24 protein-coding genes are annotated in these 22,779 nt (G+C 69.1%); 17 read left to right on the top strand and 7 right to left on the bottom strand.

From position 1 onward, the window contains the following. Nucleotides 1-43: 43 nt before the first annotated feature. The 6 genes from P8627_RS15185 to P8627_RS15160 form a co-directional block, all read right to left on the bottom strand. Nucleotides 44-820, bottom strand: a complete 777-nt coding sequence (locus P8627_RS15185) for an enoyl-CoA hydratase-related protein (protein WP_279965099.1) — start codon at nucleotides 818-820, stop codon at nucleotides 44-46. Nucleotides 821-889: 69 nt separating this feature from the next. Beyond that, complete coding sequence (locus P8627_RS15180) at nucleotides 890-1,357, bottom strand: cytochrome c-type biogenesis protein (protein WP_279965098.1); 468 nt, start codon at nucleotides 1,355-1,357, stop codon at nucleotides 890-892. Then, nucleotides 1,354-3,327 (bottom strand): heme lyase CcmF/NrfE family subunit, encoded by a 1,974-nt coding sequence (locus P8627_RS15175; protein WP_279965097.1) that lies wholly within the window; start codon nucleotides 3,325-3,327, stop codon nucleotides 1,354-1,356. Before P8627_RS15175 ends, P8627_RS15180 begins: the two co-directional genes overlap by 4 nt. A gap of 63 nt (nucleotides 3,328-3,390) precedes the next feature. Further along, complete coding sequence (locus P8627_RS15170; protein WP_407932951.1) at nucleotides 3,391-3,888, bottom strand: holin family protein; 498 nt, start codon at nucleotides 3,886-3,888, stop codon at nucleotides 3,391-3,393. After that, nucleotides 3,879-4,490, bottom strand: coding sequence for a holin-associated N-acetylmuramidase (locus tag P8627_RS15165; RefSeq protein ID WP_279965095.1), 612 nt, complete (start codon nucleotides 4,488-4,490; stop codon nucleotides 3,879-3,881). The genes P8627_RS15170 and P8627_RS15165 overlap by 10 nt, the downstream gene beginning before the upstream one ends. A gap of 63 nt (nucleotides 4,491-4,553) precedes the next feature. Beyond that, nucleotides 4,554-5,765, bottom strand: coding sequence for a cytochrome b/b6 domain-containing protein (locus P8627_RS15160; protein WP_279965094.1), 1,212 nt, complete (start codon nucleotides 5,763-5,765; stop codon nucleotides 4,554-4,556). A gap of 142 nt (nucleotides 5,766-5,907) precedes the next feature. On the opposite strand from P8627_RS15160, the gene fabD reads away from it, so the two are divergent. The 14 genes from fabD to P8627_RS15090 all read left to right on the top strand — a co-directional run bounded on the left by fabD (nucleotide 5,908) and on the right by P8627_RS15090 (nucleotide 17,752). Then, on the top strand, nucleotides 5,908-6,846 hold the full coding sequence (gene fabD, locus P8627_RS15155) for an ACP S-malonyltransferase (protein ID WP_279965093.1): 939 nt from the start codon (nucleotides 5,908-5,910) through the stop codon (nucleotides 6,844-6,846). A gap of 13 nt (nucleotides 6,847-6,859) precedes the next feature. Beyond that, nucleotides 6,860-7,597, top strand: a complete 738-nt coding sequence (gene fabG / locus P8627_RS15150; protein WP_279965092.1) for a 3-oxoacyl-ACP reductase FabG — start codon at nucleotides 6,860-6,862, stop codon at nucleotides 7,595-7,597. 167 nt (nucleotides 7,598-7,764) lie between these two features. After that, nucleotides 7,765-8,001: an acyl carrier protein gene (locus P8627_RS15145; protein WP_279965091.1), complete on the top strand. Its 237-nt coding sequence runs from the start codon at nucleotides 7,765-7,767 to the stop codon at nucleotides 7,999-8,001. 306 nt (nucleotides 8,002-8,307) lie between these two features. Continuing rightward, nucleotides 8,308-9,120 carry a glutamate racemase gene (locus P8627_RS15140; RefSeq protein WP_279965090.1) on the top strand — a complete coding sequence of 271 codons (813 nt, stop codon included), beginning with the start codon at nucleotides 8,308-8,310 and terminating at the stop codon, nucleotides 9,118-9,120. Beyond that, nucleotides 9,120-9,563 carry a cytochrome c maturation protein CcmE gene (gene ccmE / locus P8627_RS15135; RefSeq protein ID WP_279965089.1) on the top strand — a complete coding sequence of 148 codons (444 nt, stop codon included), beginning with the start codon at nucleotides 9,120-9,122 and terminating at the stop codon, nucleotides 9,561-9,563. The genes P8627_RS15140 and ccmE overlap by 1 nt, the downstream gene beginning before the upstream one ends. 3 nt (nucleotides 9,564-9,566) lie before the next feature. Beyond that, the gene (locus tag P8627_RS15130; RefSeq protein ID WP_279965088.1) at nucleotides 9,567-10,454 is read left to right on the top strand and encodes a DMT family transporter; all 888 of its coding nucleotides are present in this window, start codon (nucleotides 9,567-9,569) and stop codon (nucleotides 10,452-10,454) included. Between the two features lie 209 nt (nucleotides 10,455-10,663). After that, nucleotides 10,664-11,860: an outer membrane protein transport protein gene (locus tag P8627_RS15125; protein ID WP_279965087.1), complete on the top strand. Its 1,197-nt coding sequence runs from the start codon at nucleotides 10,664-10,666 to the stop codon at nucleotides 11,858-11,860. A 111-nt stretch (nucleotides 11,861-11,971) separates the two neighbouring features. Then, entirely contained in the window at nucleotides 11,972-12,889 is a 918-nt protein-coding gene (locus P8627_RS15120; protein WP_279965086.1) for a DMT family transporter, read from the top strand. Continuing rightward, a complete protein-coding gene (locus tag P8627_RS15115; protein WP_279965085.1) occupies nucleotides 12,886-13,737 on the top strand; it encodes an ATPase in 852 nt (283 codons plus the stop codon). The genes P8627_RS15120 and P8627_RS15115 overlap by 4 nt, the downstream gene beginning before the upstream one ends. Before the next feature lie 30 nt (nucleotides 13,738-13,767). Beyond that, the gene (locus P8627_RS15110; protein ID WP_279965084.1) at nucleotides 13,768-14,682 is read left to right on the top strand and encodes a homoserine O-succinyltransferase; all 915 of its coding nucleotides are present in this window, start codon (nucleotides 13,768-13,770) and stop codon (nucleotides 14,680-14,682) included. Beyond that, nucleotides 14,657-15,655: an alpha/beta fold hydrolase gene (locus tag P8627_RS15105; protein ID WP_279965083.1), complete on the top strand. Its 999-nt coding sequence runs from the start codon at nucleotides 14,657-14,659 to the stop codon at nucleotides 15,653-15,655. The genes P8627_RS15110 and P8627_RS15105 overlap by 26 nt, the downstream gene beginning before the upstream one ends. A gap of 57 nt (nucleotides 15,656-15,712) precedes the next feature. Continuing rightward, complete coding sequence (ppk2, locus tag P8627_RS15100; RefSeq protein ID WP_279965082.1) at nucleotides 15,713-16,585, top strand: polyphosphate kinase 2; 873 nt, start codon at nucleotides 15,713-15,715, stop codon at nucleotides 16,583-16,585. After that, nucleotides 16,578-17,195, top strand: a complete 618-nt coding sequence (locus P8627_RS15095) for a TetR/AcrR family transcriptional regulator (protein ID WP_279965081.1) — start codon at nucleotides 16,578-16,580, stop codon at nucleotides 17,193-17,195. Before ppk2 ends, P8627_RS15095 begins: the two co-directional genes overlap by 8 nt. A gap of 224 nt (nucleotides 17,196-17,419) precedes the next feature. Beyond that, entirely contained in the window at nucleotides 17,420-17,752 is a 333-nt protein-coding gene (locus P8627_RS15090; RefSeq protein WP_279965080.1) for a hypothetical protein, read from the top strand. A 116-nt stretch (nucleotides 17,753-17,868) separates the two neighbouring features. On the opposite strand, the gene P8627_RS15085 is transcribed toward P8627_RS15090, so the two are convergent. Beyond that, entirely contained in the window at nucleotides 17,869-19,245 is a 1,377-nt protein-coding gene (locus P8627_RS15085; RefSeq protein WP_279965079.1) for a M20/M25/M40 family metallo-hydrolase, read from the bottom strand. A gap of 136 nt (nucleotides 19,246-19,381) precedes the next feature. On the opposite strand from P8627_RS15085, the gene P8627_RS15080 reads away from it, so the two are divergent. The 3 genes from P8627_RS15080 to P8627_RS15070 all read left to right on the top strand — a co-directional run bounded on the left by P8627_RS15080 (nucleotide 19,382) and on the right by P8627_RS15070 (nucleotide 22,705). Further along, complete coding sequence (locus tag P8627_RS15080; protein WP_279965078.1) at nucleotides 19,382-19,942, top strand: 5-aminolevulic acid synthase; 561 nt, start codon at nucleotides 19,382-19,384, stop codon at nucleotides 19,940-19,942. Between the two features lie 77 nt (nucleotides 19,943-20,019). Further along, on the top strand, nucleotides 20,020-21,246 hold the full coding sequence (gene hemA, locus P8627_RS15075; RefSeq protein ID WP_279965077.1) for a 5-aminolevulinate synthase: 1,227 nt from the start codon (nucleotides 20,020-20,022) through the stop codon (nucleotides 21,244-21,246). 133 nt (nucleotides 21,247-21,379) lie between these two features. Next, entirely contained in the window at nucleotides 21,380-22,705 is a 1,326-nt protein-coding gene (locus P8627_RS15070; protein ID WP_279965076.1) for a helix-turn-helix domain-containing protein, read from the top strand. The last annotated feature ends 74 nt before the right edge of the window (nucleotides 22,706-22,779 follow it).

Raw genomic sequence — 22,779 nt, 5'->3', positions numbered from 1 at the left:
GCACCGGGGCAAGCGATTGGCCCCGCCTGCCGCGAAACCCGGCTCAGCGGCCTTCGAACTTGGCGGGCCGCTTCTCGAGGAACGCCAGCACGCCCTCCTGGAAGTCGCGGCTCTTGCCGGCCTCGCCCTGCAGCTTGGCCTCCAGCGCCAATTGCTGGTCCAGCGAGTTCTCGAACGACCCGCGGATGGCGCGCTTCACGTTACGATAGGCGACCGAGGGCCCGTTCGCGAGATGCCGGGCCCGTTCGGCCCAATGCTCGGCGAAGGCGTCGTCGGGCACGGCTTCCCAGATCATGCCCCAGTCGCTGGCCTGCTGCGCCTTGATCGGCTCGGCGAACAGCGCCGCACCCATCGCCTTCGCCGTGCCCATCTGGCGCGGCAGCCAATAGGTCCCGCCGGCATCCGGGATCAGCCCGATCCGCGTGAAGGCCTGCAGGAACACGGCCGACTCGGCCGCAATCACGACGTCGGCCGCCAGGGCAAGATTCGCTCCCGCGCCCGCCGCCGGGCCGTTCACCGCGCTGATCGTCGGGATGGCACAGTCGAAAATCGCGCGAAGCATCGGCTCGTACTCGTCGCGAAGGGTCCGTTCGAGATTGAGGTTGCCGACATTCGCCCGGTCGCCCAGATCCTGCCCCGAGCAAAAGGCGCGCCCCTCGCCGGTCATCACCAGAACGCGTGCCGAGCCCTCGGACTCGCGCACCGCATGCAGGATCTCGGCCCGCATCTGCGTGTTCAGCGCGTTCATCTTGTCCGGGCGGTTCAGCGTCAGCGTGGCCACGCCCTCGCGGAGGCTCAGGCGGATCGTCTCGTAGTCCATGTCGGGGCTCCCTCGCGTGATCCGCGCGACCCTAGCAGAGCCGCCCGGCGAGGGAAGCGCTACACGGCGTCAGCGCGCCTCGTCATGGGTCTGCGGGTCGAGAAGCGCATTGAGCCGCGCCTCTTCCTCGTCGCTCAGGCCCTCGGCGGCGCTCCCGCGGCGCTGGCGCCTCACGTGAAGGACTGCAAGCCCGCCGCCCAGCAGCAAAAGCGCCAGCGGCGCACCCCATAGGATGAGGGTCGAGCCCGTCGCAGGCGGCTCCAAGAGAACGTATTCGCCGTAGCGATCGACGAGATAGGCGATCACCTCCGCGTCGCTGTCGCCCGCCACCAGCCGCTCGCGCACCAAAAGGCGCAGGTCTCGCGCCAGCTCGGCATTGCTCTCGTCGATCGACTCGTTGCGGCAGACGAGGCAGCGAAGCCCCTTGGAAAGCTCGCGCGCGCGCTCCTCCAGAACCGGATCGGCCAGAACCTCGTCGGGCTGCACCGCCCAGGCCGGCGACGCCGCCAGCATCAGGGCGAGGATCAGCGCCTTCATTCGGCGGGCAGCCCGGCGGGCACCTTCTTGCGCTTGGCGCCGGCGGCCACGCGGTAACGGCGGTCCGAAAGCGAGATCAGCCCGCCCAGCGCCATGATGATCGCACCGCCCCAGATCCAGTTCGCGAAGGGCTTGATATAGACCCGGACCGCGAAGCCGCCGCCCTGCTGGGCGTCGCCGATCACGGCATAGACGTCGCGGGTGAAGCCGTTATCGATCCCGGCCTCGGTCGTCGGCATCTGCGCGACCGGATAGATCCGCTTCTCGGCGGGAAGGATGCCGATGTCGCGCCCGTCCTCGTAGACATGCATCTGCGCCAACGTGGAGATGTAATTCGGCCCCTGCACGCGGCTGACGTCCTCCAGCACGATCTCGTATTTGCCCAGCAACATGCGGTCGCCCACGTCGAGCACCTCGATCTTTTCGAGCTGCCACGCCGTCAGCGCCGCGACGCCGAAGATGGTGATCCCGAGGCCGCCATGCGCCAGCGCCTTGCCCCAGTCGGCACGCGGCAGGCGCGTCAGGCGTCCAAGCCGGGCGCGCAAGTCGCCGCGCCCCGTCCGCGAGGCCAGGTCCACCCCGGCCACCACCACCAGCCAGACGCCCAGGGCGACGCCCAGCGGCCCGCCCAGGCTGCGCCCGGTCTGCAGCGCCCAGGTCAACCCCGCCAGCGCCAGCGCCAGAACCGCAACCGGCACCATCTTGCGCAGCCCGTCCCACCGGCCGCGCTTCCACGGCAGGATCGATCCCAGCGGCAGGACGATGGCCAGCGCGATCACGAAGGGCGTGAAGGCCGCGTTGAAGAAGGGCGGGCCGACCGAGAGCTTTCGGTCGAAGGCCATCTCGGCCACCAGCGGCCAGATGGTGCCGATAAAAACCACGAAGCAGGACACGGCCAGCAGCAGGTTGTTGACGACGAGGGCCGACTCGCGACTGACGACGCCGAAGACGCCCTTGGCCTCCAGCGCCTGCGCGCGGAACGCGTAGAGAAGCAGCGCGCCGCCGGTGAAGACGCCGAGGATCAACAGGATGAAGACGCCCCGCTCCGGATCGTTGGCGAAGGCGTGGACGCTCGTCAGGACGCCCGAGCGGACGATGAAAGTGCCGATCAGCGAGAAGCCGAAGGCCAGGATCGCCAGCAGGATCGTCCAGCTCTTCAGGGCCTCGCGCTTCTCGACGACGATCGCCGAATGCAGCAGCGCGGCGGCGATAAGCCAGGGCATGAAGCTCGCGTTCTCGACCGGATCCCAGAACCAGAACCCGCCCCAGCCGAGCTCGTAATAGGCCCACCACGACCCCAACGCGATGCCGATGGTCAGGAACAGCCAGGCCGCCAGCGTCCAGGGACGCACCCAACGCCCCCAAGCGGCATCCACGCGGCCCTCGATCAGCGCGGCAACGGCGAAGCTGAACGCCATGCTGAGGCCGACATAGCCGAGGTAGAGGAAGGGCGGATGGAAGGCGAGGCCCGGATCCTGCAGCAGCGGGTTCAGGTCTTCGCCGTTGAACGGCGGGACGGCCAGCCGCTCGAACGGGTTCGAGGTGAACAGGATGAAGGCGTAGAAGGCCACGCCCACGCTGGCCTGCACCGCCAGCACGCGGGCCTTCAGCGTCGCGGGCAGCTGCCCGCCGAACCAGGCCGCCGCCGCACCGAACAGCGCCAGGATCAGCACCCAAAGCAGCAGCGAGCCCTCGTGGTTACCCCAGACGCCCGTGACCTTGTAGAGCAACGGCTTGTCGGTGTGCGAATTGAGCGTGACCAGCTTCAGCGAGAAATCCGAGGTCACGAAGGCGTAGGTCAGCGCCGCGAAGGAGAAGCCCACCAGCAGCACCTGAACTGTCGCCGCGGGCGATGCGACGGCCATCCAGCCCGTCCAACGGCGCCATGCGCCGATCATCGGAACGACCATCTGGACGATGGCCACGGCGAAAGCGGTGATGAGGGCGAAATGCCCGAGCTCTACGATCATGCTTCTTCTATAAGCGCCCGCCGCCGCCGGGCCAATGGGGCGCGGCGGCGGGTCACAGCGTCGTCAGCCGTCGCCCGCGCGCCACTCGTCCAGCGCAGCGTTCCGTTCGGCGGCATTGCCGTCCTCGACATGCCAGGCGGAGCTGTTGGGCTCGGGCAGGACGGCGCGCGCCACGCGCCCCGCGCGGACGTAATGCAGCTCCCGCGCGCCGAAATAAAAGCCCACAATCGCGCCCAGAAGCCACCAGAGCGGGTCGGGAACCAGTTCCAGCCCCTGCATCCGCGCCGCGAAGGGCAAGGGCTCGGCCATCGCGTAGACGAACATCCCCAGCGTCCCCAGCGCCAGCAGCGGCCGCGGCAGCCGGTTCAACCCGTCCACGAAGCGATCGAAGCGGCCCCGCCGCTCCAGCGCGAATTCCGCCTCCAGCTGCGCCAGCGCGGCCCGATGCGCTTCGTGATTGAGCGCCTGCCCCTCGGTTCGGTTCGGCACCAGCACCTCCGTCAGGCTCTGCGCCGCACGACCCAAGGTCGCCACCGCACCCATCTTCGCCATCATCCCCATGTCTTCGTCCTTTCGCGGTGCTCTACGTCGCTTAGGTGGAACCGCGGCGCGAGGAATTCCTCGGCCCGCGTAATCCACCCGCCCTTTCCGCCGTCCCGCCGCCGCGCGTATTTGCGCGACGAGGGCCGCCGGTCGGCCAGGTCGTAGTAATAGTTGCGCCGGGCGATCCCGTAGGCGTCGGCGATATGTCCGGGCGCGTCCGCGGCCGCCGCCCGTGCCGCCCGCGCGGTCTTCGGGCCGATCCGGCCGTCCACCGCGACCGCGTGGCCCATGCGGCCCAGCATGCGCTGCAGGATTCGCACGGCATTCGCGCCCGCGTTCACGTACATGTCGAAGACCGTGGCATGCAGCGCCTCGGGCAGCTGCTCGATCCGCACGCGGCGGAAATAGTGATCGACGAAGATCTCGACCGCCTGGTCCTTCGTGATCCGCCGGACGTCGGACACACCGACGACGCCATCCCCGTCGAGATCGAGGCCGAGCCGGCGCATCGTGTGAATGGTCACCCCGTGCTTGGTGGCACCGCCGGGGTCGTCGGGATCGTTCACGTATCCGCCTTCTCGCGCGACGATCTCTTCCGCGATGGATCGAACCGAGGGCATATGGGCCCCTCCCGTGCTGTTGCTGCGAGCCCGGGAGGGTTTGGTCGAACGGTTAAGCGGGGATTACCCGTCGCGCAGCGCGATCAGCGCGACATCGATCGTGACGCCGAAACCCACATTCGTCTCGTCCGGATAGGCCGCGCCCATCCCGAAATCGCGCCGATCCAGCGCGACCTGGCCCGCCATCGTCGCGCGGTCGCCGTCGATCTGCAGCGTGAAGGGCAGGACCAGCGGGATCTCCACGCCACGCAATCCGAAAGTTCCATCGGCCACATAGCCGTCCCCCTCGGCCCGGATCACGGCGTCGAAGCGAGCGGTCGGGAACCCCGCGGCGTCCAGGAACTCCGGCCCCGTGGCCTGGGTCGTGACCGATCCGAGCGTTAGCGACCCCGTCCCGATCACCGCCTCGACCGTCCCCAGCGTGCCGTCGGCCCGCGGCGTCTCGTCGAAATCGATCGCCGCCTGCCAGTCCGCGAAGCGCCCCGTCACCGGTGCGCCCATCTGCGTCACGGTGATCGAAAGCGTTCCCTCCTCGACGGTCCAGTTCGCCCGGGCCGTGGTCTCGGCCGCGATCTGCGGCGCCGCCGGGGCACCCGCGGGCACGAGCGCCAGGCCGACCGCGAGCGTCGCGCCCCAGACGCCCAGCGCCGCGACGAGCGGAAGGACGTGCCGCCCCGACGCGGGCAGCGGCCCGGGATCGGCCCCGCGCCACATCCGCGCCAGCGTCAGGTCGCGATCGACGAAGACGTGCTTCAACGCCCCAACGACATGCAACAGAACCGCCGCGACCAGCACCTTGACGAAGGTCGTGTGCAGCGTCGCCAAGGTCTTGGCCAGCTCCGGATCGACCGGCACGAAGGGCAGGCCCTGCCCGAAGGGCCACCAGATCGGCGCAAAGCCCGTGGTTGCGGCATGTTCCGCCCAGCCCAGCGCCGGGACCAGCAGTAGCGACCCGTACAGCAACCAGTGCACGGTCGCGGCCAGCAGCGTCTCGGCCCGCCGCTTGGGATGCATCGGGCGGGGGCGCGGCTGAGCCAACGCCCAGCCGATCCGGGCCAGCGCGACGAAGAAGATCGTGACGCCCACCGTCTTGTGGAAGCTGAAGAGCCAGGCCTTCCGCGCCAATTCCGCATCCGTCGCGAACGGCGCGTCATGGGCCAGCTTGCCCAGTGCGACGGCCAGCACGATGCCGATCGCGATCGCCCAGTGAAAGGCGCGCTCGACCCAGCCATAAGTGGCTTCGGTATTCGTTGCGGCGCTGTGCGTTGCGGTCATCTCGGGGCCTCCGTGGGGGTTGCCCCTGTCTTATCCCGCCGCGCGCGGTTGGAAAGCGCGCCCGCGCACAGACGCCGTGCAGGGTTCACAGCACCCGCCACCGCCGCTAGACCGGCCCACACGGAGTTCGAGGGAGGCCCGCATGACCCGCGCATTCGTCTTTCCGGGCCAGGGGGCCCAGACCATCGGCATGGGGCGGGAGCTGGCCGATGCCTATCCCGCCGCGCGCGACGTGTTCGACGCCGTCGACACCGCGCTGGGCGAGGATCTGTCGGGGCTGATCTGGAACGGCGACGCCGACACGCTCACGCTGACCCGCAACGCGCAACCCGCGCTGATGGCGACCTCCATCGCCGCGCTGCGCGCGCTGGAGGCCGAGCGCGTCTCGGTCAAGGACCACGCCGCCTTCGTGGCCGGGCACTCGCTGGGCGAATATTCCGCGCTCGTCGCCGCCGGCGCACTGGACCTCGGCGACGCGGCCCGGCTGCTGCGCACGAGGGGCGAGGCGATGCAGTCGGCCGTCCCCGTGGGCGAAGGCGCCATGGCGGCGCTTCTGGGCCTGGGCCTCGAGGAGGCGCGCAAGATCGCGCGCGAGGCCGCCCAGGGACAGGTCTGCGAGGCGGCCAACGACAACGATCCCACGCAGGTCGTGATCTCGGGCCACAGGGACGCGGTCGAGCGGGCGCTGCCCATCGCCAAGGACCACGGCGCCAAGCGGGCCATGCTGCTGCCCGTCTCCGCCCCGTTTCACTGCAAGCTGATGGAACCCGCGGCGCGCGCGATGGCCGAGGCGCTGGACGACGTGCATATCGAAGACCCCGTCCTGCCCGTCATCGCGAACGTGACCGCCGCGCCGGTCTACGACGCGCGCGACATCCGGACCCTGCTGGTCGACCAGGTCTGCGGCGCCGTGCGCTGGCGCGAGAGCGTCCTGCGCATGGCCGACGAGGGCGTGACCGAGATCTGGGAAATCGGCGCGGGCAAGGCCCTGTCGGGCATGATCCGCCGCATCGACAAGTCCCTCGCCACGCGCGCCATCGGCCTGCCCGCCGAGGTGGCCGAGGCGGCGCAATCGCTTTAAGGAAGGCTCGCAAATGTTCGATCTCACGGGAAAAAGCGCACTCGTCACCGGCGCGTCGGGGGGCATCGGCGCGGCCATCGCGCGCGCGCTGCACGAGGCCGGCGCGACCGTCGGTCTCTCCGGCACCCGCGAAGCGCCGCTGCAGGACCTCGCCGCCGAACTGGGCGATCGCGCCCATGTCCTGCCCTGCAACCTCTCCGACCCGGAGGCCGTCGCCGCCCTGCCAAAGCAGGCCACGGAGGCAATGGGCGCGGTCGACATCCTGATCAACAATGCCGGCATCACGCGCGACAACCTGTTCATGCGGATGTCGGACGAGGAATGGCAGTCGGTCTTAGACGTGAACCTGACCGCGGCCTTCAAGCTCTCGAAGGGCGTGATGCGCGGCATGATGAAGGCCCGCTGGGGCCGCATCGTGAACATCTCCTCGATCGTCGGCGCGACCGGCAATCCGGGCCAGGCCAACTACGCCGCCTCCAAGGCCGGCATGGTCGGCATGGCCAAGTCGCTGGCCTACGAGGTCGCGTCGCGGGGGATCACGGTGAACGCCGTCGCCCCGGGCTTCATCGCCACCGCGATGACGGACAAGCTCAACGACGAGCAGAAGGCCAAGATCGACGCCCAGATCCCGACCGGCCGCATGGGCACACCCGAGGAGATCGCGGCGGCGACGCTCTACCTCGCCAGCCCGGAAGCCGCATACGTCACCGGCACGGTCCTGCACGTCAATGGCGGCATGGCCATGCTCTGAGCCGCCAAGGACAAAGGATTTGCCATCGCCGCACCCCATGATATAGGCGCTGCACATCGCGCGGGGGGCCTTCGGGCGCCCCGGGGCCTGACCCGCTCGGGCAACCCGGCATGGGGTTTTCACATGCAAATATGTCCCCGAACGGGACGACGAAACGAGGTAGAGACATGAGCGACAACGTCGAGGAGCGCGTCCGCAAGAAAGTCGTGGAACATCTGGGCGTCGAAGAAGAGAAGGTGACCGAGAACGCCTCCTTCATCGATGATCTGGGCGCTGATTCGCTCGACACGGTCGAGCTGGTCATGGCCTTCGAGGAAGAATTCGGGATCGAGATCCCCGACGACGCCGCCGAGTCCATCCAGACGTTCGGCGACGCGGTGACCTTCATCAAGGCCAACACCTGAGCGATCCGCTCGAACCCATGCAGTGAAGGCGCCCCGACGGGCGCCTTTTTTCTTGCCGGTGCGCGCCCGAGCGCCCTGGCCGAGACCTCGCCCGCGACCGCGACCCCTCCCTCGGATCCGTATCGGCCGATGGCCAAGCTCGTCCCGCCGATCCGGGCCAACCGCGATTTCCCGCCCCAGATACGACGCCCTCCACCTCCGCGCCGCCCCGCCGCGCGACGTCCGCGCCGGCCTTTCGCGACCCGACCGATGGACGCCGTGCCCCCGCGCCCTTATGTGACGAATGCCAAGCCACGGAGGGCGCGAATGAGCGTCGGCATCTTCGATAGCGGATTGGGCGGCCTGACGGTGTGGGACGCGGTCACGCGCCGCCTGCCCGACCTGCCGGTGACCTATTTCGCCGACAGCGCCCATGCGCCCTACGGCGTGCGCACCAGCGAGGATATCCACGGCCTGACCCGCGACGCCGTCGAGGATCTCTGGTTCAAGAAGGGCTGCGATCTGGTCGTGCTCGCCTGCAACACCGCCTCCGCCGCCGCGCTGCGCCGGATGCAGGAGGCGGGCGTTCCCGACGGCAAGCGCGTCCTTGGGGTCTTCGTGCCCCTGATCGAAGCCCTGACCGAGCGGAACTGGGGCGACAACTCTCCCCCGCGCGAGGTTGCCGTCAGCCAGGTCGCGCTCTTCGCCACGCCCGCCACCGTCGCCTCCCGCGCCTTCCAGCGCGAATTGGCCTTCCGCGCCATCGGCGTCGATGTCGAGGCGCAAGCCTGCGGGGGCGTGGTCGACGCGATCGAGGATGGCGACATGATCCTGGCCGAGGCGCTGGTCCGCTCCCATGTCGACGCGCTGCAGCGCAAGATGCCTCAGCCCGATGCCGCGATCCTCGGCTGCACGCATTACCCGCTGGTGCAGGAGGCCTTCCAGAAGGCCCTCGGGCCCGGCGTGAAAGTGTTCAGCCAGGCCGATATCGTCGCCGAGAGCCTCGCCGACTACCTCGCCCGCCGCCCGGCCATGTCGGAGGGCGGGCAAAACCGCATGTTCACCACCGGCGACCCGGAGCGCGTCTCGGCGCGCGCCACGCAATTCCTGCGTCGCCCCCTGCAATTCGAGGCCGCCTGATGCGCTCTCTCAAGAAGACCCGCCGGATCCAGATCATCGCCATCGCCGCCGTCGCGCTGGCCGGGTCCGCCGCCCTGATCGGCTACGGCTTTAAGGACGGGATCAACTTCTTCCGCTCCCCCTCGCAGATCGCCGAAGCGCCGCCCCCGCCCAGCGAGGTGTTCCGCATCGGCGGGCTGGTCGAAGACGGCACGCTGATCCGCGGCGAGGGGACGCTGATCAGCTTCTCCGTCACCGATGGCGGGGCCTCCGTGCCGGTGACCTATGACGGCGTGCTGCCCGATCTCTTCGGAGAGGGCGAAGGCATGGTCGGAACGGGCAGCTATGTCGACGGCACCTTCGTCGCGACCGAGATCCTCGCCCGCCACGACGAGACCTATATGCCAAAGGAGGTCATCGACGCGCTGAAGGAACAGGGTGTCTACCGCGATAGCGACGGCTGAGCCTTGAGCGTCGCCGCCGCCCAGGCGCCCTCGCGGGCGGACACGCTGCGCGCCTGCCTGTGGATGCTGGGCTCGATCGCGTCCTTCACCTCGATGGCCGTCGCGGGCCGCGCCGTCTCCCTGCAGCTCGATACGTTCGAGATCATGCTCTACCGCTCGGTCGTGGGCGTAATCGTCGTGCTGTCGCTCGCGACGCTGACGGGGTCGATCCGGACCGTGACGACGCGCGACCTGCCGCTGCAGATCGGTCGCAACATCGCGCATTTCACGGGCCAGAACCTGTGGTTCCTCGCGATCACGATGGTCCCGCTGGCGCAGGTCTTCGCGCTGGAATTTACCTCGCCGCTCTGGGTGCTCCTGCTGGCGCCGCTCCTGCTGGGCGAACGGGTGCGCACGGCGCAATACCTCGTCGCGGCCATCGGCTTCGGCGGCGTGCTGCTGGTCGCGCGGCCCTTCGACGGCAGCGTGCATCCCGGCCTGATCTGGGCCGGTCTCGCCGCGCTGGCCTTCGCGGTCACGAACCTCCTGACGCGGCGCCTGACCCGCTCGCAAACGGTGACCGGCATCCTGTTCTGGCTGACCTTGCTGCAACTGGTCTTCGGGTTGATCTGCGCGGGCTTCGACGGGGATATCGCGCTGCCCGACGCCGCCGCCCTGCCTTGGACGGTGCTGATCGGCATCGCCGGGCTCACCGCGCATTTCTGCCTGACGAACGCCCTGCGCCTCGCGCCGGCCTCGACGATCATGCCCGTCGATTTCGCCCGCCTTCCCATCGTCGCCGTGATCGGCGCGGCCTTCTACGCCGAGCCCCTCGACCCCCTCGTCCTGCTCGGGGGTGCGGTGGTCTTCGTCGCCGCATGGGCGAATCTGCGCATCGCCGACCGGTCGTAGGCGGCTTACCAAGCCGCAAGATTGTTGCCGTCGCGCAACGCGGGATCGCTCGGAAAGATCGATTCAGTTCGTGACGTAGGGTCCGATTTGATTTGCGATTTTTCATAATTCATGGCTGCCGCCCAGTTGCCGTATGCGCCCGGAGGGGGGTGCCGGCCGGGCCGGGCGCGCAGAGCCGCCGCGGTCCGTTTCAGGGAAGAGGGACAGACATGAATCGTTTCGCACTCGCCGCCGCCGCGACGATCGCCGCCACCGCATCCGCGCAGGCCGGTGGTCTGGATCGGTCGGGGCAGAGCATCCTGGCGCTGTTCGACGCGCCGGACACCGGGGCCGCAACGTTGAGCTGGGTGAATCCCAGTGTTACCGGCTCGGACACGGCCGCGCCGACCGGCGCAACCTATGATGTTGGCAACAGCTACAGCCAGGTGAGCCTGAGCTTCGCCAACGAGATCAACGACCGTGTCAGCTACGCGGTGATCGTCGATCAGCCCTTCGGCGCCGACATCTTCTACAACGCTACGCCCCAGACGTCCCTTCTGGGCGGCACCAAGGCCGATCTCGGAGCAGAAGCCGTGACCGTCCTCGGCAAGTACCAGTTCTCCGACCGCGTCAGCGCCTACGGTGGCGTTCGCGTGCAGCGTGCCGGTGGCGAGGTCGCCTTGAACGGACAGGCTTACGCACAGGCGATCGGGACGGCGCTCGAGGGCCGTGGCATCGGCACGGCCGGCCCGAACGCGGCCGACCTTCTCACGCCGAACGGCGCTGGGTTCACCGGCTACGACGTGCAGATTGACGAGAGCTGGGGTGCCGGTCTCGTGATCGGTGCGGCGTACGAAATCCCCGAGATCGCGCTTCGGCTCGCCGTGACCTACAACTCCAAGGTGACCCACAGCGGCGACTCGGTCGAGCGCTTCAGTGTGGCGGCCCTCGGAGACGGCGCGCCCCTGGCTGGCCAGTACTCCTTCCAGACTCCGCAATCCATCAACATCGACTTCCAGACCGGCATCAATCCGAAAACGCTGGTCCTCGCTTCGCTGCGCTGGACCGAGTGGGGCGACTTCGATGTCGTGCCGCAGAACCTGAACGCGGACCTCGCGAATATCGACGACGTCTACCGTTGGAGTGTCGGCGTGGCCCGTCGCTTCTCGGACGAGTTCGTCGGGCTCGCCTCGGTGACCTACGAGAAGGACAACGGCAGCGCGACCGTCTCGCCGCTCGGACCGACCGACGGCCAGATCGGCGTGAACCTTGGCGCCCGCTACGACCGCGGCAATCTCGCTGTCTCCGGCGGCATCAACTATACCGAGGTGGGCGATGCCTTCGCCGGCGTCGGCGGAAACCCTGTCGCGCTCTTTAGCGACAACAGCGTCGTCGGTGTCGGCTTCAAGGTCGCCTACAAGTTCTGATCCCTCCCGGATCGCGACGGAACGCCCCGCCCTCACCGGCGGGGCGTTTTCGGTTGCGGCTTCCGCATCTTCCGGGTCGCGGGGCGGGGCGGGCGCGGCTAGACCGGCGCGATGACGAGCCGCGACATGACCCTGCGCGCCTGGGCCGAGATGGGGCTCCTCGCCCTGATCTGGGGCGCGAGCTTCCTGTCGATCCGCGTGGCGCTGGACGAATTGCCCTTCGTGACCCTCGTCGCGTGGCGCGTGGCGCCGGCGGCGCTGGTCCTCTGGGCGCTCGTCCTGATCCGCGGCCTTTCCCTGCCCCGCACCCCGCGAGTCTGGGCCGCGCTTCTGGTCATGGGCCTGCTCAACAACGTCATCCCCTTCAGCCTAATGGCCTGGGGCCAGCAATTCATCGAGACCGGGCTCACGGCGATACTGAACGCCGGCACGGCCATCTTCGGCGTCGCCGCCGCGGCGATCTTCCTGGCCGACGAGCGGCTGACACCCCGCCGGACGATCGGCGTGGCGCTGGGCTTCCTCGGCGTCGCGACCGCCATCGGGCTTCGCGAGCTCCTGGCGCTCGACCTGCGCTCGCTGGCGCAGCTTGCGGTCGTCGGCGGCACGGTCAGCTATGCGCTGGCCGGCGTCTGGGCCCGCAAGCAGCTCGCGGGCCTCGCGCCGCAGGTGCAGGCGGCGGGCATGCTGACCGGCTCCACCCTGGTCATGGTGCCCGCCGCGCTCCTGATCGACGGCCCGGCCCTGCCCGCGCTCCCCGCGACCTGGGCGGCCATCGGCTATGTCTCGATCGTGGCGACGGCCCTGGCCTACCTGCTCTACTTCCGCGTCCTCGCCATGGCGGGCAGCGGGAACCTGATGCTGGTGACGCTGCTGGTCGCGCCGGTCGCGATCCTGCTGGGCGCGGGTCTGCGCGGCGAGACCCTCGCGCCCTCGGTCTATGCGGGCTTCGCGCTGCTGGCCCTGGGGCTCGCGGTGCTGGACGGGCGGATATTGCACAGGCTGCGCGGCAGGGCTACGCCGGGGCCATGATCTACGACACTCCCGACGCCTGGCGCCGCGCGCCCGACAAGCGCGTGACCTTTTTCGGCATGTCCGGGCTCGGCAAGACGCATCTGGCGCAGATCCTGCGCGCCCAGGGCGACTGGTTCCACTACTCGATCGATTACCGCATCGGCACCGCCTATATGGGCGAATACATCAACGACGAGCTCAAGCGCCACGCGATGACCGTGCCCTATCTGGCCCGGCTCCTGCGCTCCGACAGCATCCATGTCGGCGCGAACATGTCGTTCAGCAATCTCAGCCCGCTCTCGACCTATCTGGGCAAGCCGGGCGACCCCGCGAAGGGCGGGCTTCCGATCGAGGAATACGCCCGCCGGCAGGCGCTGCACGAACGGGCCGAGATCAACGCCCTGCTCGACACGCCCGCCTTCATCACCCGCGCACGCGAGATCTACGGCTACGGCAATTTCGTCTGCGACACCGGCGGCTCGATCGTCGAGGTGGTCGATCCCGACGATCCCGACGACCAGGTCATGGCCACGCTCGCCCGGCACACCCTGCCCGTCTGGATCGAGGGGCGCCCCGACCACGCCGACACCCTGATCGCGCGCTTCACCCGCGATCCGAAGCCGATGTGCTACCGCCCGGGCTTCCTGCAACACCATTGGGACCGGATCGGCGGACCCGACACCGATCCTGACAGCTTCATGCGCGAGACCTATGCCGCCGCGATCGAGGCGCGCGAGCCGCGCTACGCGAAGATGGCGCGCTGGGGGGTCAAGGTCTCCTCGGCGGACGTGGAGCAGGTCCGCGACGCCGACGATGTGGTCGCGCTCGTGGCCGAGGCCATTGCGCGTCACCGCGCGGGGACCTAACTCAACCCTCCCGCGCAACCGGAGGCTTCGATGCCCATCACCCTGCCCCGCGACCTGCCCGCTTTCGGCATCCTCGAGCAGGAGGGCGTCATGGTCATGGGCGATGACGCGGCCACGCGGCAGGACATCCGCCCGCTCCGGATTGCGCTCTTGAACCTGATGCCGCTGAAGATCACGACCGAGACGCAATTCGCCCGGCTGATCGGCGCCACGCCCCTGCAGATCGACCTGACGCTCGTCCGCATGTCCGAGCACCAGTCCCGGAACACCGCCCCCGAGCACATGGAGGCGTTCTATCGCCCATTCCAGGACGTGAAGGAGGAGCGCTTCGACGGGCTGTTGATCACCGGCTCGCCCATCGAGCATCTGGATTACGAGCAGGTCACCTATTGGGACGAGCTGCGCGAGGTCATGGATTGGACCCAGACCAACGTGCACCACACCTTCGGCGTCTGCTGGGGCGGCATGGCGATGGCGTGGCATTTCCACGGGGTGCCCAAACACATCCTCGACCAGAAGGCTTTCGGCTGCTTCCGCGTGAACAACGAGGCCCCCGCCTCGCCCTATCTGCGGGGCTTCTCGGACGATTGCGTCATCCCGGTCTCGCGCTGGACCGAGCTTCGCCGCGACGAGGTCGAGGCCGCGGGAATGACGGTCCTTCTGGGATCCGAGGAAACCGGCCCCTGCCTGATCGAGGACGCGGCGCACCGCACGCTCACGATCATGAACCATTTCGAATACGACAGCGAAACGCTCAAGCGCGAATACGACCGCGATATCGCCGCGGGGGTGCCGATCAACGTGCCCGGAAACTACTACCCGGGCGACGACCCGACCCAGCGCCCGCTCAACCGCTGGCGAAGCCACGCGCATCTTCTATATGGCAACTGGATCAACCAGATTTACCAGACGACGCCCTATGACCTTGCCGAGATCGGCCGCTAAGGGCGGCCTCGCCGCCTTCCTGGCCACCGGCGCGGGCCTTGCCGTCCATCGCCTCGCCGCCCGCCGCGAGGCCGAGTGGGAGGCGCGCTGGCAGCCGACGGGGCGCTTCATCGATGTCGACGGCACCCGCGTGCATGTCCATGTCGAGGGCGAGGGCCCCGACCTCGTGCTCATCCACGGCGCGGGCGGCAACATGCGGGATTTCACCTTCTCGCTGATGCCGCGGCTGGCGCGGACGCACAGGGTCATCGCGATCGATCGGCCGGGCATGGGCTATACCGGTCGCACCCGTCCCGAATATGTCGAGGCCTTCTCCACCGAGGCCGAAACCCCGCGCGAGCAGGCCGACCTGATGGTCCGCGCCGCGCGGCAGCTGGGCGCCGAACGGCCCGTCGTGCTGGGTCACAGCTTCGGCGGCACGATCGCGCTGGCCTGGGCCTGCTACTTCCCCGATAGCGTGGCGGCGCTGGTCCTGCTGGGGGCCGCATCGAACCGCTGGAAGGGCGGGCTCGGCCCCACCTACGAGGTGAATGGCACGCCCGTGGGCGGCGCGGCCGTGGTGCCCATGCTCACCGCCTTCGGCCCGCAGTCCAAGCTGCGGTCGATCGTGCGGCAGACCTTCCATCCCAACGCGATGCCCGAGGGATATGCCGATCACCTCGGCGCCGAACTGACGCTGCGCCGCGACGCGCTGCGGGCCAATGCGCGGCAGGTCAACAACCTCAAGCCACACATCATCGCGATGGAGGGGATCTACCCGTCGCTCACCCTGCCGATCGAGCGCATCCACGGCGCCGCCGACCGGACCGTGCCGTTCGACATCCACGCGGCCCCCTTCCAGGACATGGTCCCGCACACCAACCTGCTGCGGCTCGAAGGGGTCGGGCACATGCCCCATCACGTCGCCGAGGATGAGACCGCCGCCGCCGTCGATCGCGCCGTGGCGGCCGCGCGCGACGTCTCCATCGCCTGAAGGGCTGGCCCCGCGCCGCCCGCGCGGCCTATACCTGCCCTCCAGGAGGTTCCGCCCATGTCCAAGCCCTTCGACGGCGCCATCACCCGCTTCTACGAGGAGGAGGCGCCGGAGGAGATCCGCGCGGCCATCCGCGAGGGCGCCAAGAAGGACATCCTCGCCGAAGGCTACCCCTACGACCGCCGCATGGATCGCGATGACTACGAAGCCGCACTCGAAGCGTTGCAGATCGAGCTGGCCAAGGCGCAGTCCTGGATCCGCGACGCCGGCGCGCGCGTGGCCGTCGTCTTCGAGGGGCGCGACGCGGCCGGCAAGGGCGGAACGGTCAAGCGCGTGCGCGAGAACCTCAATCCCCGCATCGTCCGCACTGTGGCCCTCTCGAAACCCAGCGAGGCCGAGCGGGGCCAATGGTACTTCCAGCGCTATATCGACCATCTGCCGACGGCGGGCGAAATGGTCCTGTTCGACCGCTCCTGGTACAATCGCGGCGTCGTCGAGAAGGTCTTCGGCTTCTGCACCGACCCACAGCGCGAAGCCTTCTTCGCGCAGGCCCCCCGCTTCGAGGAGATGCTGGTCGAGGACGGGGTGATCCTCGTGAAGCTCTGGCTGAATGTCGGCCGGGCCGAACAGCTGCGCCGCTTCCTCGCGCGCGAAAGCGACCCGCTGAAGCAATGGAAGCTCAGCTCGATCGACGTGAAGGGCCTGTCGCGCTGGGACGCCTACACCGAGGCGATCGGCGAGACCTTCGCGCGCACCCATACCGACGTCGCCCCCTGGACGATCGTGCGCTCCGACGACAAGCGGCGGGCGCGCGTCGCGGCGATCCGGACCATCCTGTCGCGCATCCCTTACGCGGGCCGGGATGCCAGCGTGCTCGACATCGATCCGCAGGTGGCGGGCGGCCCGGAGCTGTGGCTGAACGGTGCCTAAACGCGGCTACCATCACGGCAACCTGCGACAGGCGCTGGTCGAAGCCGCGCTCGCGCTCATCGAGGAGAAGGGCCCGACCGGCTTCACCCTCTCGGAGGCGGCGAAGCAGGCGGGCGTGACGCCCGCGGCGGTCTATCGCCATTTCGAAGGCCGCGAGGACCTGATTATCGAATGCGCCCTGCAGGGCCATGCGATCTTCGGCGACCTGATGGAATACGCCTACGAAAGCGGCCAGCCCTCCGCCCTGGCGGCCTTCGAGGCGACGGGCCGTGCCTATCTCGCCTTCGCGCGCAAATATCCCGGGCATTACATGGCGATGTTCGAAAGCGGCCTCAGCCGGCACGCCACGCCCGAATTGTCGCGCGCCGTCGCCCGCTCGCGCGGGGTGCTCGAGAAGGCCGCAGAGGAACTGTCCCAGCATATCCCCGAAGACCGGCGCCCGCCCGCAACGATGTTCTCCAGCCATATCTGGGCCTTGTCGCACGGCGTGGTCGAGCTCTTCGCGCGCGGCAATCCCGGCGGAAACATCCCCTTCCCGCCCGAAGACCTGCTGGAGGCCGGGATCGGAATCTATTTGCGCGGCCTCGGCCTCGTGGCGCCGGATCGCTGACCTGCCGCCGCCCCGGCCGGACCGACCAAATGTCTGAATTCGGTGCAGGATGGCCCGCCGGGCTGTGCGGCGGCGCGCGCTCTTTCCCCGCGATCCGGACCCGCGCGATCCGCATAATCGGAAGTCTCAGGTCATTGCAGTTCGGCAGGGGTACCGCCCCTGCGACGTCCGGATCGGGCCGCCTGTCGGGCTGCGCAACCGAAAGGACCGAGACCATGAAGCCGATGACACCTGTCCTGATCTTCTCCGCGGCGGTGGCGCTGACCGCCCCGGCGGCGGCGCAGGTCGCCCCCGGGTTCGGCGCCGCGCTGGACCATTTCAACATCTCCCGCGAACTGGGCGACAAGGTTCTTCCCTCGACCAATGGCGAGCCGGTGCGCTGGATCCCCTCGCAGACACCCGAGGTGGCCCGCGTCCTGAAGCATTTCAACGAGACCGCCGACACGCCGAACCAAGAGATCGGAACCGGGCCGCATGTCACCGTCGTGTCCGGTCGGCCGGCCTATGGCGAGAAGATCTTCATGCGCATCTGGGCCGAGCGGGAAGAGGACCGCTGAGGCCCGACACATCCGGGGGCCGCGCCGGTCTCACCCCCTGAGCCGATGTCCCCGCGGCGTCCCGGTCTCTCGGCCCCGCGCGACCGATCCGCCGGGGCCGCCTTTTCCGCGATCGTTCAGGCCAGCCGCGACAGGATCCGCGCCCAGCTCCGCGTTCCCTTATGGAAGCTCGCGAGGTCGTATTTCTCGTTGGGCGAATGGATCTGGTCATCGGCCCGCGCCCAGCCCGTCAGGAGCGAGTCCATGCCGAGAGCCGTCTGGAAATAGCCCGCGATCGGGATCGAGCCGCCGCCGCCCACGAAGGCCGCCCGCTCGTTCCACTCCTCCGACAATGCCTCCCGGGCCGCGCCGAAGATCGGGTGATCCGTCTTCATCCGCGACGCCGGCGACGCGCCGTGATCCACGAAGCGAACACGGCAATCAGGCGGGATCTGCGCGATTACCCAATCCCGGAAGGCCGCACGAAGGCGCAGCGGGTCCTGCCCGCCGACCAGCCGGAAGCTGACCTTGGCGCGCGCCTCGGCCGGCAGCACCGTCTTCATGCCTTCGCCCGTGTAGCCCGCGTTGACGCCATTGATCTCGGCCGTGGGGCGCGACCAGAGCATCTCCAGCGGATGGCGGCCCGCCTCTCCCGCCGGATGGCTCAGCCCGACGCTGCCCAGAAAGCGCTCGGCGCTGAAGCCCAGGCCCTTCCATTCCGCCAGAGTCTCGGCGCTAACCTCGCCCACGCCGTCGTAGAACCCAGGCACCTGCACCCGGCCCGTCTCGTCATGCAGCCGCCCGAGGATGCGCGTCAGGACCCGCGCGGGATTCATCGCCACACCACCGTAGCCGCCGGAATGCAGGTCCCGCTCCGGCCCGGTGATCACGATCTCTTCGCCCAAGAGGCCGCGCAGCGAGGTCACGATGGCGGGGACCCGGCTGTCGAAAAGCGCCGTGTCGCAGATCAGGGCGAACTCCGCGCGCAGCTCGTCGGCATTCTCGCGCAGGAACGGCACCAGCGACGGCGATCCCGACTCCTCCTCGCCTTCCAGCAGAACCGTGATCCGGCAGGGCAGCGCGCCGGTCTCGGCCTTCCAGGCCCGGCAGGCCTCGAGGAAGGTCATGAGCTGGCCCTTGTCGTCCGACGCCCCGCGCGCCCGGATGACGGGGCCCCGCGCGGTCTGCTCGATCGCCGGATCGAAGGGGTCGCGGTTCCACAGGGCCAGCGGATCGACGGGCTGCACGTCGTAATGGCCGTAGAACAGCACGTGCCGTCCGCCCTCGCCGCCATGGCCCACCACCATGGGACGGCCCGCCGTCGCCCGCCGCGAGGCCTCGAACCCCAGATCGGTCAATTCGGCCACCAACCAATCGGCCGCGGTCTCGCAATCGTCGGCATGGGCCGGATCGGTCGAGATCGAGGGAATGCGCAGAAGCTCCATCAGGCGGTCGAGCGCCTGCGGCTGGGCGGCGTCGATGCGGTCGAGCACGGCGGGAAGCGGATCGGGCATGTCGAGACCTCGGCTTCGGGGATCGCGCAGAGCCTGCGCACCGTGGCGCGCCGCTGTCCAGCCCACGCCCGTGGCTCTGGGCAAGGCCGGTGACGCGCGCTAGCAAGACACCCATTCGTTGAGGAGTGTTCCGACCGTGATCCGCTTTGCCTTTTTCGCCCTCGCCCTCGCCATGCCCGCCGCCGCCCAGCAGGTCCCCGACCGCGCCGCGGCCGAACGGGAGCTCTTCGGCGCACGCAATTCCGATCTCGTCATCCTGCGCCAGCCCTTCCTGTCCGACACGGATCTGGCAACGCTGCAGCAGATGCCGAAACTCGCGCAGCTGACCTATTACGGCGCGCTGGCCGCCGCCCCGTCGGAGGGGCTGCAATCCGAAGCCACGCGCGGCGCGTTCAACTACCATTCCATCGCGGCCGCCCGCGCCGCCGCCCTGCGCGATTGCGACCGGGCGCGTGCCGCCGGCGCCGCCTGCGCCATCGTCGCCGAAATCCGCCCCCGACGGTTCCGCGACGGGCGTTCCCTGACGCTGAGCCAGGCCGCGACGCGGGCCCTGACGGGGCGCGACTGGCGCCGGGCGGGCCGCGACGCGGCGCTGGCGATCAGCCCGTCCTCGGGTGCCTGGGGCCTGGGCGCCGGGCCCGCGGCGGCCATCGCCGCCTGCGGGGTCGCGGATTGCACGCTCGCGGTGGCCGATTAGGGCAGACGCGACAATCTGGAGCCTGTAAAATGGATGTCGTGCGGCCTATCTGCCCCGGACGGAAAAAGGAAAGATCGATGACGGATTACGCTGCCGGGCTCGACCGCGCATTGCAGGCGCTGCACGAAGAAGGCCGCTACCGCACCTTCATCGATATCGAACGCCGGCGCGGGCAGTTCCCGAATGCGGTCTGGAACCGGCCCGACGGGACCGAGACCGAGATCACCGTCTGGTGCGGCAACGATTACCTCGGCATGGGCCAACATCCCGCCGTCCTCGAGGCGATGCACGAGGCGCTGGACGCGACGGGCGCGGGCTCGGGCGGGACGCGCAACATCTCGGGCACGACGGTCCATCACAAGCGGCTGGAGGCGGAACTGGCCGACTTGCACGGCAAGGAAGCCGCGCTGGTCTTCACCTCGGCCTATATCGCCAACGACGCGACGCTCAGCACCCTGCCCAAGCTGTTTCCCGGTCTCATCATCTATTCCGACGCGCTCAACCACGCCTCGATGATCGAGGGCGTGCGCCGCAACGGCGGCGCCAAGCGTATCTTCCGCCACAACGACGTGGCGCACCTGCGCGAGCTTCTGGAAGCCGACGACCCCGACGCGCCCAAGCTGATCGCTTTCGAGTCGATCTATTCGATGGACGGAGATTTCGGCCCGATCGGGGCGATCTGCGACCTGGCCGAGGAATTCGGCGCCTTGACCTATATCGACGAGGTCCACGCCGTGGGCATGTACGGTCCCCGCGGCGCCGGCGTGGCGGAGCGCGACCGGCTGATGCACCGGCTCGACATCATCAACGGGACGCTGGCCAAGGCCTATGGCGTCATGGGCGGCTACATCGCCGCTTCGGCCAAGATGTGCGACGCCATCCGCAGCTACGCGCCGGGCTTCATATTCACGACGTCGCTGCCGCCCGCCGTCGCCGCGGGCGCCGCCGCCTCGGTCGCCCATCTCAAGCACGACCAGGGCCTGCGCGACCTACACCAGGAACGCGCGGCGGTGCTGAAGCTGCGGCTGCGCGGCCTGGGCCTTCCGATCATCGACCACGGCAGCCACATCGTCCCGGTCCATGTCGGCGACCCGGTCAAATGCAAGATGATTTCGGACCGGCTTTTGTCGGATCACGGCGTCTACGTGCAGCCGATCAACTTCCCCACCGTGCCGCGCGGCACCGAGCGGCTGCGCTTCACGCCCTCGCCCGTGCACAGCCCGAAGATGATCGACGGGCTTGTTAACGCAATGGATGATCTTTGGTCCCATTGTGCGCTGAATCGTGCGCAAGCCGCTGGATGAGTTTGCCGTGCATTGCGGCTCAGATGGTGGTAGTCTAGCCCCGGCAGTGGGGTCCGGCTGGGGAGCTGGGCTTCGATAATCGGGACGGGAATGCGCTCGGTAGAGGCGCATCCACAGACACGGGGCAGGCCATATGTTCGGCCGGAAATCGAAGTTTCTTTCCAAGGCGGTAAGCCCCGAGCGGGGCTATGACAGCTACGACCTGCGGCTCGGCGACGAGATGCGGGGCGAACGTGCGACGATGGGCAAATCGCTGCTCGACGTGCAGCGCGAGCTTCGCATCAAGGCCAGCTACATCGCGGCCATCGAGAACAGCGACCTCTCGGCCTTCGACTCGCTCAGTTTCGTCGCAGGCTACGTGCGCAGCTACGCCCGCTATCTCGAGATGGATCCCGAGATCGTCTTCGCCCGCTTCTGCGAGGAATCGGGCTTCGGCGGCGTCAACACGCTGCGCCCGATGGAATCGGAGGTTTCGCGCCGCACCGCGCTCGGCCCCGACCTGACGGCCCCCGGCCCCGGCATGGCGCTGAAGACGCGCAAGCCGCAGCCGGCCCTCGACCCGCTCCTGGGGGCGGGAAACCCTTTCGCCAACAAGGCCACGCCGGTCTTCGCCGGGTTCGAGCCGGGCGCGCTGGGTAGTCTCGCGGTGCTGGCGATGCTGATCGGCGGGCTGGGCTATGGCGGCTGGACCGTCGTGCAGGAAATCCAGCGCGTGCAGATCGCCCCGGTCGAACAGGCGCCCGAACTGGTGGCCGAGCTCGATCCGCTGGAATCCGCGCGGCCCCAGCTCGACGCACCCGAGGGCGCGGGCATCTCCGCCCCGGCCGAAGACGCGCTGGCGCGCCTCTACCGTCCGCAGGCGCTCGACGCACCGATCCTGACCGCGCGCGACGCACCGATCTCCACGATTTCGCCCGGCACCGTCGGCGCGCTGGCCTCGGCCGAGCCCTCGGGCCTCGCGGGTCCCGACGCCGAAGCCTTGGGGCCGCAGATGGCCACGGGCGTCGACTTCGCGATCCAGACCGCGCTGGCCAGCCTCGACGAGGCCGAAGCCACAGCGGACGCCGAAGCGGAAATCGGTCCCGACACGCCGCGCGTCCTGGCCGATGCGCCCGACGCCGTCGTGCTCTTCGCCGTGCGTGCCGCCTGGGTTCGCGTCCGTTCCGGCGAGGGCGATACGCTCTTCGAGAAGATCCTCGAGCCGGGCGAGACCTACGAGGTGCCCGTGGCCGCCGCGTCGCCGACGCTTCGGACCGGCAATTCCGGCGCACTCTACTTCTCGCTGGACGGCCAGACCTACGGCCCCGTCGCCCCCGGCCCGCAGGTCGTATCCGGCATCGAGCTGGCCGCCAACGCGGTCCGCGAGGGCTACACGATCGCCGACCTGGAGACCGATGGCGACCTCGCGCGAGTCGTGGCCGAGTTGCAATCCCCCGCCGAGGCGACCGCCACCGAGTAAGGCGCCCCGACGCGGTTGCGCCGCGCCGTGACCGGGCCTAGCTATCGGGTGACACCCCGTCCGCGAGGCCCATC

The sequence above is a fragment of the Jannaschia sp. GRR-S6-38 genome, assembly GCF_029853695.1.
Lineage (GTDB): Bacteria > Pseudomonadota > Alphaproteobacteria > Rhodobacterales > Rhodobacteraceae > Jannaschia > Jannaschia ovalis.
This window is presented reverse-complemented; position numbering and strand designations above follow the sequence as displayed.